Below are 14,976 nucleotides of genomic sequence, written 5' to 3' on the forward strand. Positions count from 1 at the left end.
GTTACACGAGCTCCGCTTGAGGCAGATTTGCCAAATTAAGTTTCATATCCTGCTCTGCAAAGGGAGAGTGCATCGCTACTTCACGATGGACGCTGAAACTGGTTAAATCAGCGTGCCAGAACCAGTTTACTTGATCCAGAAGAGTTGGCGGCTTCCAAAGATCAATATATTGCAGGGCAAATTGATGCAGGCAATATGCAATGTAGCCCCGCTGGCAGGCATTTATGCAAGGCTCCGGGAGCTTCGTTAAATCATGCTTGCAGATCTCGCGGTAATAAAGCAGCCAGTTGTTTTTGGTTGCGGGTATTTCACTGCCGAGATAAGCCATGAGCTGGTGCAAATTGGAAAAATGGCTGGGAAGCCCGCTATTTTTAAAATAAAGATTATCAATCAATAACAGCTTGTGAATCACGCCTGATGTAATCAAATAAACATCGTCGTTAAGCGCTTGATAAAGGGTCTTGAAATCTCTGTGGGTGTAATTTTGCCGATAAAACAAAACCAGGGAGCGCGCCTCAAAATCAAAATAATTTTCAGGAACAACCTCAACTTGATATTCCTCATTTAAGGTATTTTCAAGCAGATCCCTGACCAGGGAGTCGTCGCTGCTGATATAAATTATGGGAAATTTTCGCGACAATAAAGGCTTTAGGACATTCAGCTCCTGGATGAGCACGGATTTCAGTTTTTCAATATCTACCTGTTGCTGATGGGCAAGCACGGCAAGCTGTTCTTCGCTGATTTCGAGTTTAGGTTGCTCCCTGAGGATGGCGAGGACATGAATTAGGGTTTTGCTTGATATCTTAGCGCCTTTTCCCTGGCTGCTGATGTAATTGTGGGAGCCAATCTGCAGCAATTGATAGTTGTTTATAATATACACAGCATATTCCTCATGCGAATTTAGAGTTCATCCTGACGGCGGTTTATCAACCGGCCTCACATTGTAGCCTTTTAAGCCCCTGAGTCAAAGGCATTTGATGATAAAATGGGGGAAAATCCTATTTTGCGTCATCGCAAGCACAGGAATGCTACTGTTGCAAATGCGCGCGATATATGGAAGGCCTGAGCAATCTCAGGCCATTTGCTGCTTTTCCCAATCAGGAAAGTGGCCAACCTGATGTGGATAGTAATACTTTATCAATGGAAGCGACCTTTATCCAGTCGTTTACGAACTTTTCGTAAATTTAATGCTCTTACAATTCCAGTTGGTTGATTAATCTCGTTATTTTTCTTCTGCTTGTTGGGTTCTACCGGGTGAGTTCGATAATGTTGACGGTATGCATGGTGGCATTTATCATGCTTGTGTGGTAATCCGTCTCCATAGCGTTGCTGCATTTTTTCGCGGGTTTGAGATGCCGTACGTTGTTGCTTTTCAGACATATAAGGTTTCCTTATCATTAGGCAATAGACAATGCCGGACAATTCCTAAAAAGGTTTCTTTCATCTTTTATAAAAACTGCCGTGCCCCAGAAAGCGTGACAACACACTTCTTAGTTAAGTATACACGATAATTCCCCATGTGACTTGAATTGATACAGGGTGTAAAAAAATAAATTTATTTCGCCGGACAAATAAATCGATGCGCGGCGTTGCTTATCCAAATTGATTACTTTATAATCCGCGACAAAATATGGGTGGACGTGTGAAAAATCCGCAAAGATTACGTGGCGTCAGGCGGTTATTTGCCTGGCAGTTGGGTATGGCGCTGTTGCTTGGCATGATTGCCGCCGTGTCATTTGGCACCAAGGCTGGCCTTTCTGCTTTATTGGGCGGCTTGGTAAGCGTAATCCCGAATGCGATTTTTGCATGGAAGTTGTTTCAATACCAAGGGGCGCGAGCGGCCCGGCAGATTGTCAATAGTTTTTATAAAGGCGAAGCATTGAAAATTACCCTGTCGGCGGTGCTGTTTGCTCTGGTTTTTATTTTTTTTGCGGTTGTGCCCTTGATTTTTTTTGCCGCGTTTATCGCCGCACAAATGGTGTTTTGGTTTGCTCCATTGATTTTTGATAATAAACTGAATAGGCCAAAAAGTGACTGAAATGGTATCAAACACAGATTACATTAAGCATCACCTGACATACCTGACCTACGACCTGAAATCGATGACCTGGGGGACTGGAGGCGGTTTTTGGACGCTAAACCTGGATACATTGTTTTTCTCCGTGGTTTTGGGAGCGGCCGCATTATTGTTGATGTATGCCGGTGCCCGCCGCGTATCAACGGGTGTGCCGGGAAAGCTGCAAAATTTTGCCGAACTGATGCTTACTTTTGCCGATAATCAGGTGAAAGATTGTTTCCATGGTAAAAATAAGGTGATAGGGCCGCTGGCGCTGACCATCTTCATCTGGGTTTTTCTGATGAATTTCATGGATATCGTGCCTGTTGACTTTTTGCCTGCCGTGGCTGAGTTATTTGGCTTTCACCATTTGAAGGTCGTGCCGACCAACGATTTGAATCTCACCTTTGCCTTATCTTTATCTGTATTTATTTTAATTATTTTCTACAGTTTGAAGGTCAAGGGGCCTAAGGGATTCATTAAGGAATTAACCCTGCAACCCTTTAACAACCCGGTTTTTATTCCATTTAATCTGCTGCTGGAGCTTGTCGGCCTTATTGCCAAACCCATTTCTCTGGCGCTTCGTTTATTCGGTAACCTATATGCCGGAGAGTTAATATTTATTTTAATCGCACTTCTTACGTTGAATGCGGCGGCTTCTTCTGCTTTGAGCAATGTCACGCTGGGCGTCGCGCAGTTTTTATTGTCTCTTGCATGGTCAATTTTCCATATTCTGGTAATTACCCTGCAGGCATTTATCTTCATGGTTTTGACCATAGTGTATCTAAGTCTTGCCCATGAGGATCATTAGTTGATTTGGTTTTTCGTTTCAAACAATCCATTAAGGGGAAATATATGCAAGCTGCAAGTTTAATAGCTCAGGTTCAAGGCATGACCGTTATTGCGGTTGCTTTGCTGATAGGATTAGGCGCGTTGGGAACAGCAATTGGATTTGGATTGCTGGGCGGTAAATTTCTTGAGGGTTCTGCCCGCCAGCCCGAGATGGTACCCATGCTCCAGGTCAAAATGTTCATTGTCGCAGGCCTTCTTGATGCGGTAACGATGATTGGGGTTGGTATTGCCCTGTTTTTCACTTTTGCAAACCCGTTCTTGGCAAACTTAGGCGCTTAAGTAGAAGAAAAGATAAAAAGGCAGAGGCCTAACTGACAAAGCCAATGTGTTTATCAGCAGGCCTGTCTTTTTGCTCTTGATCTTCTGTCCTCAGTTTAAGGAGATAAGACCTTGGATATCAATCTAACTTTAGTCATACAGATGCTGGTGTTTGCAGCTTTTGTATGGTTTACCATGAAATTTGTCTGGCCTCCGCTGTCGAATGCGCTGGAAGAGCGCCAGGATAAGATTGCCGAAGGGCTGGCCGCAGCAGAACGAGGCCGCAGAGAGCTGGAGCTCGCCCAGCACCGTATTAGCGATGAATTAAAGCAAGCGAAAGCGCAAGCCGCAGAAATTTTGGAAAAGGCAAATCGCAGGGCGTCTCAGATTATTGAGGAAGCAAAGCAGGAAGCCCGTCTTGAGGCCCAAAAAATTGTGCGCAATGCTGAGGAGCAAATCGCGCAGGAAGTCAATCAGGCGAAGGACTCCTTAAGGAAGCAAGTTGCCTCGCTGGCCATTGCAGGGGCCGAGAAAATATTAATGCGTGAAATTGATGAAAAATCTAATCGCTCCTTGCTCGATAATTTAATCGAAGAGATTTGATATGTCTGATACAATGACACTTTCCAGACCTTATGCACAAGCGGTGTTTGAGCATGCGTTAGCCAATCAGCAGCTGCCTTTATGGTCTGCCATCTTGCATGACTTGGCTTATGCTGTGCTTGATCCCAAAGCCAAACGGCTGCTAAGCGATCCCACGGTTACAATCGAATTGAAATGTCAGCTGTTGCTCTCTATCTTTAAAGAACCATCAAGGCCAAAAACTGCGCAGGAACTGCCTGTGGTAGAGAACCTCATTCGATTGCTTGCGGAAAACAAAAGATTGATGGCATTACCTGATATGTATGCACAATACGAGGCTCTGCGTGCCGAACAGGAAAAAACTTTGGAAGTTCATGTAAGCAGCTTTTCTGCGTTGAGTCCTGAACAGCAAAACCAGCTTGTACAGTCACTCAGCCAACGCTTGCAAAGACAAATTACCCTAAAAGTAGATATCGATAAAACATTGCTGGGCGGCGCCATCATCCGCGCCGGCGATTTGGTTATTGATGGTTCGGTGCGGGGTCAGTTAAACAAACTTGGCACTAGTTTAGCCGCGTAATGAGAGGATAAATTCCATGTCAGAACAAATAGCGTTAAGTCCATCTGAAATCAGCGAACTCATCAGACAAAAGATAGAGCAGTTTGCTGTTGTCTCAGAAGCCCGCAACGAGGGCACTATTGTCAGCGTGAAAGACGGCATTGTCCGCATGCACGGTCTTGATGATGCGATGCAGGGTGAAATGATTGAGTTTCCGGGAGGGAAATACGGCCTGGCATTGAACCTGGAGCGTGATTCTGTTGGAGCGGTTGTGCTCGGAGATGCCAGCACGATATCAGAGGGGCAAAAAGGCAAATGCACCGGCCGTATCTTAGAAGTGCCTGTCGGCAAAAGCTTGCTGGGGCGCGTGGTTGACGCTTTAGGCAACCCGATTGACGGCAAGGGGCCAATAGAAGCGGAAAAACTGTCGCCTATTGAAAAAGTGGCACCGGGGGTAATCGCCCGTAAATCTGTGGATCAGCCTGTGCAAACCGGTTTAAAGGCAATTGATGCCATGACCCCTATAGGCCGCGGCCAACGGGAGCTGATTATCGGCGACAGGCAAACCGGCAAATCTGCTATTGCTATCGACACCATTATTAACCAGAAAGGTAAAGGCATTAAGTGCATTTATGTCGCCGTTGGCCAAAAAGCTTCTTCCGTCGCATCTCTTGTCCGCAAACTGGAAGAACATGGCGCAATGGAGCATACGATAGTTGTGGTTGCAGGCGCTTCTGACTCGGCAGCCATGCAATTTATCGCTCCTTATTCCGGTTGCACTATGGGCGAATATTTCATGGAGCGCGGCGAAGATGCCTTGATCGTCTATGATGACTTAACCAAACAAGCCTGGGCATACCGTCAGATATCGCTGCTGCTGCGCAGACCGCCGGGCCGTGAAGCTTATCCCGGTGATATCTTCTACCTGCATTCCCGCCTTTTAGAGAGGGCAGCGCGCATCAATGAGCAGGAAGTTGAGAAATTAACCAATGGTGAAGTAACAGGCAAAACCGGATCGCTAACCGCATTGCCCATTATCGAAACGCAAGCTGGCGACGTATCCGCGTTCGTACCTACGAACGTGATTTCTATTACCGACGGCCAGATTTTCCTTGATGTGGATTTATTTAACGCCGGTATTCGGCCTGCCATTAACTCAGGATTATCGGTGTCACGGGTAGGTGGCGCTGCGCAAACCAAGATCATGAAAAAACTGGGCGGCGGAACGCGGCTGGCACTTGCACAGTACCGCGAGCTGGAAGCTTTTTCCCAGTTTGCCTCAGACTTGGATGAAGCAACCAGAAAGCAGCTTGAACGCGGCCAGCGCATTACAGAGCTCATGAAACAAAAACAATATGCACCGTTTTCTGTCGCTGAAATGGCGCTTTCCCTGTTCATTGTTGATAAAGGCTACCTAGATGACATTCCTGTTGCGGAAGTCAGTGCTTTTGAAACTGCGTTAAGGGATTATATGCACAGCACTCATGAATCGCTGTTGCAAACAATCAATGAGAGCGGTGCATACAATGAAGAAATTGAGGCAAAATTACGTGAGGCAGTAGAAGACTTCAAGCGTACAGGAAGCTGGTAAGCGAGACCATTCTATCCTGAGTATTTAACAGTAAATTTCGCCTGGACCTTGGAGTCTGGGCAACACTCTAAGAGCGAAGCAAATTATGGCTGGAGCGAAAGAAATCCGAACTAAAATTGCAAGTATCAAGAAAACGCAGAAAATTACGCGGGCAATGGAAATGGTGGCTGCCAGTAAAATGCGCAAAACTCAAGACCGGATGGCCGCTTCCAAACCTTATGCTACTAAAATTTATGATGTAGTAAAGCATATTGCCCGTGCCAAATCGGAATATCGCCATCCTTTCATGAGCACCCGCGAAATTAAGCGCGTTGGCGTTATTGTGGTCACTACTGATCGCGGGCTTTGCGGCGGTTTAAATGCTAATTTACTGCGCGAAACAATCCACAAAATGCATCAGTGGCATGAAGCTCAAAAAGAAGTGGATCTCTGCGTTATCGGCCGTAAAGGCCAGGCGTTTTTTAAACGCGTCGGCGGTCGGGTTATTGCATCCATCGATCATTTAGGCGACACGCCAGGCATTAAGGATTTAATAGGCGCCGTTAAGGTTATGCTGGATGCCTTCTACAATAGCGAAATTGATGCCTTGCACGTCATTTATAATGAATTCGTCAACACCATGACGCAAAAACCAATCACAAAGCAACTTTTGCCCTTGCCAATTTCTGAAGAAGACAGCAAAGCATTGGGGCATCACTGGGATTATATTTATGAGCCCGATGCAAAGGAATTGCTAGACGAGTTGCTTGAGCGGTATATCGAGCTGCAGGTTTATCAAGCTGTGGTCGAAAATATCGCCTGTGAGCAGGCGGCAAAAATGATTGCAATGAAGAGTGCAACCGATAATGCCGGTGAATTAATCAAAGAGTTTCAATTGGCGTACAATAAAGCCCGACAAGCCGCGATCACGCAAGAGTTGGCGGAAATTGTCGGCGGTGCAGCCGCTTTATAAAGAGGGTGAATGATGAGCTTAGGTACTGTTGTTCAAGTTATTGGTCCTGTTGTCGATGTGGCATTTCCCCGCGACCAGGTTCCGAAGGTAAATGATGCCTTGAAATTAACGGAAGGCGATTTGGTTTTTGAAGTCCAGCAGCAGTTGGGGGATGGCATTGTACGCACCATTGCCATGGGAACAACTGAAGGTTTAAAGCGCGGAGTCAAGGCTGAAAACACAGGAGAACCCATCCAGGTTCCCGTCGGCAAAAAGACGTTGGGCCGGATTATGGATGTGCTTGGCCGTCCAGTGGATAATGGCGGCGACATCGATGCTGAGGAAAGATGGTCCATTCATCGCCCCGCTCCCAGTTATGAAGAGCAGGCAGGCAGCCAGGAGCTTTTAGAGACTGGAATTAAAGTCATTGACTTGCTCTGCCCTTTTGCAAAAGGCGGCAAGGTCGGATTGTTCGGCGGCGCGGGGGTTGGTAAAACCGTTAACATGATGGAATTAATCCGCAATATTGCAATCGAGCATAGCGGCTATTCTGTTTTTGCGGGCGTCGGCGAGCGAACCCGCGAAGGGAATGATTTTTATCATGAGATGAAAGACTCAAACGTACTGGATAAAGTTTCCCTAGTATACGGCCAGATGAACGAGCCGCCAGGCAACAGGCTGCGTGTTGCATTAACGGGGCTTACCATGGCTGAAAAGTTCCGTGATGAAGGCCGTGATGTGCTGTTATTCATTGACAATATTTACCGCTTTACACTCGCAGGTGTTGAAGTGTCAGCATTGCTTGGCCGTATGCCTTCTGCAGTGGGTTACCAACCGACGCTGGCTGAGGAAATGGGCATGCTCCAGGAGCGCATCACCTCAACCAAGACCGGTTCGATTACCTCTATTCAAGCAGTTTATGTACCAGCCGACGACTTGACCGATCCATCTCCTGCAACAACCTTTGCCCATTTGGATGCGACTGTCGTATTGTCAAGACAAATTGCCGAACTGGGTATTTACCCAGCCGTTGACCCGCTTGACTCGACTTCTCGTCAGTTAGACCCCCTCATTGTCGGACAAGAGCATTATGACACGGCACGGCGTGTGCAACAGACCCTGCAGCGCTATAAGGAGTTGAAGGACATCATTGCCATTTTGGGTATGGATGAACTGTCTGAAGACGACAAGCGTGTGGTGTCTCGGGCGCGTAAAATCCAGCGTTTCCTGTCACAACCGTTTTTCGTAGCTGAGGTATTTACGGGTTCGCCAGGAAAGTATGTCAGCCTGAAAGATACTATTCAAGGCTTCCAGGGCATTTTGGCGGGTGAGTATGATGATCTGCCCGAGCAGGCATTTTATATGGTTGGCAACATTGAAGAAGCGGTTGCCAAGGCCAAATCCTTATGAGGCAACCTGATATGGCTATCACGACGCATTTGGATATTGTCAGCGCTGAGCGGGAGATTTTTTCAGGCGTTGTTGAAATGGTGGTCGCGACTGGCGAGATGGGAGAGCTCGGCATCGTGCCTGGGCATGCTCCCTTGCTCACGGTATTAAAACCCGGCGAAGTTCGAGTGACCCGACAGGGCGGTGATGAGGAAATCTACTATATTTCCGGCGGCATGCTTGAAGTGCAGCCTTATTACGTTACCGTTCTTGCCGATGATGTGCAACGGGCAGAGAGCCTTGACGAAGCGGCAGCCCTGGCTGCCAAAGCCCGGGCTGAAGAAGCCATTGCCAATAAGGATACGAATATTGATTATTCTATCGCAACGGCAGAGCTTGCGCGCGCAGTTGCACAAATCCGCGCTATTCAGAAGGTTCGTAAAAAATTAAAATCAGGCTAGGCTGAGCAAGGCTGGCGTCAACGGATTTTGACTATAACCAATGGGCTTATACTGCAATGTTGGGCCGTACTTCGCTTGGCCCAGCATTGAACTGGCTTAAAACGCCTGGAACAAATTCCCGATCAAAAACCAAACAGGCATAGGCAACTATTCTTTTTCTATATGGACTTGGACTGGTTCTTCATGCTTGCCGTGAATTTTTTCCTTTAATCCCTGCATCTTTCCCATCATAAAAAATATTTCTGCTGTTAAAAATAAAGGCGACGCAAGGTCATATTTTATGTTATCCGTAATTGCCGGCAGCTTGCCCTCGAGAATGTGGCCGGCTATTTGCGCCACAAGCCCTATGCTAAAAACAATAATAAAGCTCCAGATTGCAAATGGGGTAGGCCCTGCAGCGGTGAACAGGTTGGCAAGCCAGAGCAAAAAAATGAGAATTGGCGTGAGGACAAGGGCAAGCAACCATTGCAGGCGAAAATAATAAATCAAGAGGACAATCACTGCAATATCAGACAGCCGGATATCGAAGACGCCTGGAACGACGATATGCACCAGCCCAAGAAGTATCAAAAAGGAAAACATAAGCAGCGGAATGCCTGCCATGTGGGTGTATTTTGTAACGTCCTTTTGATGGTATTGTGCATACCATTTTGCTTGCTCGGTAAACGGTATCATTATCACATCCTGTAATGAATGAGTTCAATCAATGACGCACGGCACATACGCTGCACCCCACATCATGAGTCTTTTGTTGGAAATGCAGTCAAGGCAAAGTGCCGTAAAAAAGCAAAAAAATGCCCTTGATTTAAAAACATAGCATATTCTGCTTAAAAGCTCAAAGAGAGTTCAAGCCTGTTAAAATTCAACAAGACCCGGGGCGGATTGTCACGCCCCGGCGAACTATCAGCGTTTTTTATTCAGGTAATAAGACTTCATTTTAGCTGGTGATATCGGGAAATCGCTATAAAACGCTGCAGCGAGATAGTTATCGTCTGCGAGGTTATAAATGCAAGCCCAGGTGCCTGGCTCAATTTCCTCCGGAGTCGGCTGGCCGGATAATGTACTGACCAATTCATTTCCCTGGGACAAAGCATCTTCTTCATCCTCTGCCTGAATAATGCCTACCGCAAATTCCCAGTTATGATCCGTGTCGTAGTTGCTCCCCTCAAGGGCAAGGTATAAATCAAGCATCAGATTAAAAGCATAAGACACCCCTTCTGCCTTGATTGCGCTTGCGCTTGGACAAACTGCCGGGCCTTGGGCTGCTGCAAGGGAAGAATAAAATAAGGTAAGACCGCCAAAGAGCGCGCTGAATTTTCCATTTAATTTCATGATACCACCTGTTCATTAGTCAAAAAAATGCCAATAGGAATCTGGCAGGATGGGAACGCACCTTAAGGACTGCAGGAGGAAATGTCAAAAAGCGGCAAACCCTGCTTGATTGAGAAGAAGTTATATCCCTAAAAAAACAGGCATGCGTTTGCCAAACTCATGCATTTTACAACCATAAAATCCGTTTGGGCGTTTCTTTGTATTCTGTGCCCATCAATGGCTATTGCTTCACAAATAAGCATTTTGAGGCTCAGCAATACCCGAAAAGGGTATCAAGGGACGTCTGGCAATTCAACTGCGAAATGAGCGATCCCTGTCTAAAAATATTTTCTGGCTCTTGACATTTTTTACAGTAAGAAGAGAATTGGTGGCGAAGGAAGTCATGGAGCAAGGAAGTGTTGGAGCAAGTTTCACAGTCTGAATTCGCGGCAGAGTTGCATCTTGGATGTTCAGTTTATCCTGTCATATCGTTTTCCGGTTTTGAAGCGGTGAACGAGCCTTACTGGTTTACAATTCAGCTTCCACTCTGTCCAACACTTTGCGAAGACGAAGGCCTTGGCGACCCTTGCGCGTTAACCATCGCCAATCCCATATCTTTTTCTACAGCAAACTGGCCCGCCCTCCGCTGCATCTATGGCTTGATTACGGAAAAGCGGCTCATTGCGGAGGAAAATGGCGGACAGGCAGCGATTGAACTTAAGCTTCAACCAAGACTTGCAACCCTGTCTTTATCATGCAGGCCAAGGGTTTATATCGGGAAAACCGTTCGTGAGGTGGTGCGGCGCATTTTGCTGCACCACGGCTACCTTCCAGGCGAACTTGAATTTCAAGATGCCAGGTCATATGCGCCAGTTTGCTTTCCGCATTGGGTACAGGCGCAGGATGAAACTGATTTAGATTTCGTAGCGCGGCTCCTCGCCCATGAGGGCATTTCCTTTTTCTGGCAGTCATCTAACGATGCAGGGGAAGCGCTTTCCTTTGTAAATGAGCCTTTTTTGCATCCGATGCATGATGGGGAACTCCATCTTGCTGAACCATGCGGGATGGGCATGGATTCCCTATCCGGGCTTTATGAACTTGAAATGGTTGAACATGCAGCTGCCTATGAGGTGATATACCGCGACAATGACCGCAGGGACCCGGGCATTGTGCATGAGGCCAGAGCCGGCAAAGGTTGTAAAAAGATAGTAAGGTGGGGAAGCGGCGCGCAATCCCTGAGCCACCTTCAGCGCCTGGCACGCCAGCATCATGAGGCTTTGGTGATGCGGGAGATTTCGTATACCGCCAAAAGCATTAATCCCTGTTTGCAGGCAGGCTTTGGAATAGAAGTTGCGGAAACGCCTTTTTGGCCTAAAAAGGCATCCTTTCATATCATAAGCATCCGTCACTGCTTCGAGAAAGGTTCCTATCAAAACGAAATAACCTTTATTCCCGCCGAGAAACCGCTAAGACCATTACCTGTCAAGCGGAATATTGGACAGCTGGTGCACACGGCTGTGATTTATGGGGATGATGACTTCCCCTACCTCGATAAGGCCGGACGATATACTTATTACACCCATGTTCATGACGAAGAGGATGAAAAAAGCCTTCAGCAAGCGCAACGGTTGAGCCCTTATGGCGGCAATGCCGTAGGCTCGGCGATGGGCATGCATTTTCCCCTGCATCGGCAGGCGGAAGTACTGGTGATGTATCTGCACAATGATTTAAACCAGCCTGTTTTACAAAACAGCCCGCCCAATGGCCTCAATCAGCCAGCCGTGGTTCGGGACAACAGCTGGTGCGTGCTTTTAAAAACAGCCTGGGGGCAGTATCTGCAGTTTTCCGATCAAAAACACCGTGAAGCGGTCAGCCTCGTCAGCGCCCATGGCAATCAATGCCTGCATCTTAAAGCAGATGACAATAACCATGAAATTATGCTGCGCGCGAATGCGGGCCCTATGCGATTGCAGGCCAAAGAAAGACAATTGTTTGCCAGCGAGAACAATTTGACCGTGCATGCGGGAGAAAATATGAAGCTGGAGGTGAAAGAAGATGCCGTTTTTCAAGCGCAGACGCTTCATCTGCAAGCGGCAAGATTCAGCGCAAGCTCAGAACAATCGCTTTCCATCAATGCGGGCAATCAACTGGAAGCTCAGGCAGAGACCATTAGCCTATGCAGTCAGGATGAGATAAGCCTTACAGCAGATGATCTGCTGCAGATTGATTTGCCGAATGGCGATATCCTTTTGTCGGCAAAACATATGACCTTGCAGGCAAACAATGCGCTCGAACTTCGTGGCAACGACAGCGTGATACGCCTGGATGACAAGGGCATTACAATACAGGGAAATACTGTTTCTTTTGCGAGTCCTGCCCTGTCGGTATCTTGTCCCGTGCAAAAAGCAGCAGTAGCCCCTGTTGCCAGCCTGATGAAAACTTCTCCGCCTGAGCTGGAAGAGGTGCGCTTTTACCCCCATGAAACCGCCAAAGTCATTCATCCGCCTGCCTGGAATGAAAGACTGTACCACAAAGACGACACGGCTTTTATCGAAGTTGGCATTGAAGGATTCAACGGCAATGAACAAGGCAGGCTGACCCTCGTGCGGTATCATCGGGATGGACAATCCCCGCCCTTACCGGAGTCGCCTGCAGCAAGCGACCTCAAGGCTGCGCAGCCAGCAGGCAGCCAGACTTTTATTTTAGGCGATGAAACATTGTACGCAGACAGCAAGGACGCAACAGAATCGCCGGGAACAGCAAGGCTCCGCCTTCCTTGCTCCTTGACTGAACTCCCCACGGACAAAGAGGGCAGTCTCCACGACCCCTACTATGCGTGCATTGAAATTGACGGCGTAAAAAGCCTTTACACCAATGCCATGATTTTTCTTGGCAAGGCACGAATCCATCTTATCCATGACAAGGATTTTCCCTATTCCAGCCAGGATGCGATTTTAACCCTGAAGCGCGCTCTGCCACAGAGCATACGCACCCTCTCTCTTTGTCCGCTTCCCCTGGAGGCCCGTTATTACAGGGATCCGATGTGGCTTCAAGATTTGCCAGCCGGTCAGCGCAACTCATTCACTCTGAAGGAAGAAGGTCAATACCGGGAGCTGCTCCGCGATGATTATACCCGTCCGCAAGGGGAGCAAAGCATTGCAGTCGCCCTTCAGGATGACAATGATGCGACACTGATACGCCTGATGCCGCCCATTATCTTCAACCTAAGAGGCGCGCGACTGGAAGGTGATGATGTGACGTTTGCTGAGCCGTCAACCGAGGCGCGCATCCAGCTCAGTCGTGAAGAAATTGCCTATATCGAGGCAAACGGCCGTAATTTGACCCTCTTCATTCACGGCTATAATGTCGAACATGGCGCTTTTTCCAAGCACTGGCAGGAAGCCTCCGTGAAAACTGAAACAGAGGCCGTGGAAGTCGATGCCGTATCAGGCTTTCACTATCCTGTATTCAAGCAGGCGACAAGGCTCAAGCATACGCTGCATGAGGCAGAAGCCACCATCTACCGCGATGCAGAATTCCTCGCGCGCCAGTTTCCCAAACTGGATAAAACTTTGATTGAGGCCAATCCAGAACTTAATTCCGACAGTTTCAACGGCATAGGCATGCATCGCTGGGTGACCCACCTTGAGCATCATTTAAATAAGGCTGCAGGCTTTGACGGCAAGGATTACCGCCTCTTTTCGCGCTGCCTTTTTATCAGCTGGGCGGGCAATCCTGAATCAAGGCTCGATTACACCAAAGCGGTGCAGGAATCCATCCGCCTTGGCCCGGTTCTTGCCCGGGTCATCCGTGAGCTCAATCAGCAAATTTCAGGTCTTAAGCTGCATATCATCGCGCATTCTCAGGGTAACGGCATGCTGCTTCATGCCTTAAACCAGCTGGGCTCACAATATGGGGAGCTGGTGCACCATGCTTTTTTCTGGCAGGCTGCCATCCCCGATAATGCCTTGTCGGATTACGGCTTATACAGCACCCAAGCGGTGGATAAAGAAACCATTTATCGCAACAATCAACACAATCTTTGGTTTTGCCCGCATGCGCATCGGGCGGCAAAACGGATAACGGTTTTATTTTCTAAAAATGATAACGTCCTGGGAAGGCTGCTTGCGGAAAAAGAGCAGCCCCCGGGGGTGAAATTGAAAGATGTCTGGCTGCACAAGCCCACGCTTGAACTAACGGTGGCGCTGTTTATCCAGGCCTTGGGGCTTGGGAGCCTATACCAGGTCGCAAGCTGGGTTGGCATTCCGGTCAGCGAATTATTAAATCCTGAAGCGCTGGCTCTTGCCTGGGAGGCCTGGAAAAAAGCCCACCCTGTCTTTTATCACCAGCAAAAGCCATATCCCTGCCAGGAAACGCTTGAAGCGCAGCGGCGCCTGCTTGCCAAACAGCATATCCACATTGAAATTAACTTTACCGAGCAGTTAAGCGACGGGCTTTCCGAAGTCCATCAGCTCCTCAAAGAGCGCTTTGAACATCTTGATGCGGCAGAACAGGCGGCAGCCATCAGCATGATGGTGGCAAGCGCCGCAGGCGCCCCCCGCATCGCCCGCGCGCTCATAGAGATATTACTGAAGCTCTTAAAAAAATCGTTAAAAGCAAGCATGCTTTTGCATGTTGTCGCCCGGCTCTTAAAAAAATATGAGCTCTTGACGCTTAACCTCCTAACCTTCATGCGCACCAAGGTATTGGCCGAAGGGACGGCGGTGCGGGAGGCACTGGGGTATAAAGGTCCTGATTTGGAGAATGCTTTCATCAATAAAATGCATCAAAGGGGCAAATTAATTCCCGCCGATACTACTGAGTCGATCTGGCATCACTCCGATATGCTGCTCGGCAGCGAAAAAATTATGGACAATGTATATCAAAAATGGATTATGAATAAAAAAAAGGGAATAAACAATTTTGGACAGTATAAAATTCAGAAATAAAATCCTGCAAAAATTCAATTCGTTTTATGGGTTGATC

Annotated in this window: 14 protein-coding genes; 10 read left to right on the forward strand and 4 right to left on the reverse strand. The window is 47.8% G+C overall.

Annotated elements, in window-relative coordinates; translation table 11 throughout:
• Position 1: 1 nt before the first annotated feature.
• Together Llon_RS10960 and Llon_RS10965 are read right to left on the reverse strand one after the other, a co-directional pair.
• Positions 2 to 880: a hypothetical protein gene (locus tag Llon_RS10960; protein WP_058530112.1), complete on the reverse strand. Its 879-nt coding sequence runs from the start codon at positions 878 to 880 to the stop codon at positions 2 to 4.
• A 257-nt stretch (positions 881 to 1,137) separates the two neighbouring features.
• Entirely contained in the window at positions 1,138 to 1,380 is a 243-nt protein-coding gene (locus tag Llon_RS10965) for a hypothetical protein (RefSeq protein ID WP_058530113.1), read from the reverse strand.
• A 262-nt stretch (positions 1,381 to 1,642) separates the two neighbouring features.
• Between Llon_RS10965 and Llon_RS10970 the strand changes: the two genes are divergently transcribed.
• The 9 genes from Llon_RS10970 to Llon_RS11010 all read left to right on the forward strand — a co-directional run bounded on the left by Llon_RS10970 (position 1,643) and on the right by Llon_RS11010 (position 8,679).
• A complete protein-coding gene (locus Llon_RS10970; protein ID WP_237758321.1) occupies positions 1,643 to 2,038 on the forward strand; it encodes a F0F1 ATP synthase subunit I in 396 nt (131 codons plus the stop codon).
• Position 2,039: 1 nt separating this feature from the next.
• Positions 2,040 to 2,867: a F0F1 ATP synthase subunit A gene (gene atpB, locus Llon_RS10975; protein WP_083503329.1), complete on the forward strand. Its 828-nt coding sequence runs from the start codon at positions 2,040 to 2,042 to the stop codon at positions 2,865 to 2,867.
• A gap of 44 nt (positions 2,868 to 2,911) precedes the next feature.
• On the forward strand, positions 2,912 to 3,187 hold the full coding sequence (gene atpE / locus Llon_RS10980) for a F0F1 ATP synthase subunit C (RefSeq protein ID WP_058530115.1): 276 nt from the start codon (positions 2,912 to 2,914) through the stop codon (positions 3,185 to 3,187).
• A 111-nt stretch (positions 3,188 to 3,298) separates the two neighbouring features.
• A complete protein-coding gene (locus Llon_RS10985; protein WP_058530116.1) occupies positions 3,299 to 3,769 on the forward strand; it encodes a F0F1 ATP synthase subunit B in 471 nt (156 codons plus the stop codon).
• Position 3,770: 1 nt separating this feature from the next.
• Complete coding sequence (locus tag Llon_RS10990) at positions 3,771 to 4,328, forward strand: F0F1 ATP synthase subunit delta (RefSeq protein WP_058530117.1); 558 nt, start codon at positions 3,771 to 3,773, stop codon at positions 4,326 to 4,328.
• A 16-nt stretch (positions 4,329 to 4,344) separates the two neighbouring features.
• Positions 4,345 to 5,898, forward strand: coding sequence for a F0F1 ATP synthase subunit alpha (gene atpA / locus Llon_RS10995; RefSeq protein WP_083503330.1), 1,554 nt, complete (start codon positions 4,345 to 4,347; stop codon positions 5,896 to 5,898).
• Between the two features lie 85 nt (positions 5,899 to 5,983).
• The gene (atpG, locus tag Llon_RS11000; RefSeq protein ID WP_058530118.1) at positions 5,984 to 6,850 is read left to right on the forward strand and encodes a F0F1 ATP synthase subunit gamma; all 867 of its coding nucleotides are present in this window, start codon (positions 5,984 to 5,986) and stop codon (positions 6,848 to 6,850) included.
• A 12-nt stretch (positions 6,851 to 6,862) separates the two neighbouring features.
• Positions 6,863 to 8,239: a F0F1 ATP synthase subunit beta gene (atpD, locus tag Llon_RS11005; protein ID WP_058530119.1), complete on the forward strand. Its 1,377-nt coding sequence runs from the start codon at positions 6,863 to 6,865 to the stop codon at positions 8,237 to 8,239.
• A gap of 11 nt (positions 8,240 to 8,250) precedes the next feature.
• Complete coding sequence (locus Llon_RS11010) at positions 8,251 to 8,679, forward strand: F0F1 ATP synthase subunit epsilon (protein ID WP_058530147.1); 429 nt, start codon at positions 8,251 to 8,253, stop codon at positions 8,677 to 8,679.
• 147 nt (positions 8,680 to 8,826) lie between these two features.
• Here Llon_RS11010 and Llon_RS11015 read toward each other — a convergent pair whose 3' ends face one another.
• Both Llon_RS11015 and Llon_RS11020 read right to left on the reverse strand, forming a co-directional pair.
• A complete protein-coding gene (locus Llon_RS11015) occupies positions 8,827 to 9,354 on the reverse strand; it encodes an Mpo1 family 2-hydroxy fatty acid dioxygenase (protein ID WP_058530120.1) in 528 nt (175 codons plus the stop codon).
• Positions 9,355 to 9,582: 228 nt separating this feature from the next.
• On the reverse strand, positions 9,583 to 10,011 hold the full coding sequence (locus tag Llon_RS11020; protein ID WP_058530121.1) for a DUF4949 domain-containing protein: 429 nt from the start codon (positions 10,009 to 10,011) through the stop codon (positions 9,583 to 9,585).
• Between the two features lie 395 nt (positions 10,012 to 10,406).
• On the opposite strand from Llon_RS11020, the gene Llon_RS11025 reads away from it, so the two are divergent.
• The gene (locus tag Llon_RS11025; RefSeq protein ID WP_058530122.1) at positions 10,407 to 14,939 is read left to right on the forward strand and encodes a contractile injection system protein, VgrG/Pvc8 family; all 4,533 of its coding nucleotides are present in this window, start codon (positions 10,407 to 10,409) and stop codon (positions 14,937 to 14,939) included.
• Positions 14,940 to 14,976 lie beyond the last annotated feature (37 nt).

Origin of the sequence: Legionella londiniensis (assembly GCF_001467825.1) — a bacterium.
Taxonomy (GTDB): Bacteria; Pseudomonadota; Gammaproteobacteria; order Legionellales; family Legionellaceae; genus Legionella_A; species Legionella_A londiniensis.

Excerpts from the sequence above, each read along its gene's own strand:
- atpD (WP_058530119.1), top strand. The coding sequence starts at position 6,863 with ATGAGCTTAGGTACTGTTGTTCAAGTTATTGGTCCTGTTGTCGATGTG.
- atpA (WP_083503330.1), top strand. The coding sequence starts at position 4,345 with ATGTCAGAACAAATAGCGTTAAGTCCATCTGAAATCAGCGAACTCATC.
- Llon_RS11015 (WP_058530120.1), bottom strand. The coding sequence starts at position 9,354 with ATGATACCGTTTACCGAGCAAGCAAAATGGTATGCACAATACCATCAA.
- Llon_RS11020 (WP_058530121.1), bottom strand. The coding sequence starts at position 10,011 with ATGAAATTAAATGGAAAATTCAGCGCGCTCTTTGGCGGTCTTACCTTA.
- Llon_RS10990 (WP_058530117.1), top strand. The coding sequence starts at position 3,771 with ATGTCTGATACAATGACACTTTCCAGACCTTATGCACAAGCGGTGTTT.
- atpE (WP_058530115.1), top strand. The coding sequence starts at position 2,912 with ATGCAAGCTGCAAGTTTAATAGCTCAGGTTCAAGGCATGACCGTTATT.
- atpB (WP_083503329.1), top strand. The coding sequence starts at position 2,040 with ATGGTATCAAACACAGATTACATTAAGCATCACCTGACATACCTGACC.
- atpG (WP_058530118.1), top strand. The coding sequence starts at position 5,984 with ATGGCTGGAGCGAAAGAAATCCGAACTAAAATTGCAAGTATCAAGAAA.
- Llon_RS10965 (WP_058530113.1), bottom strand. The coding sequence starts at position 1,380 with ATGTCTGAAAAGCAACAACGTACGGCATCTCAAACCCGCGAAAAAATG.
- Llon_RS11010 (WP_058530147.1), top strand. The coding sequence starts at position 8,251 with ATGGCTATCACGACGCATTTGGATATTGTCAGCGCTGAGCGGGAGATT.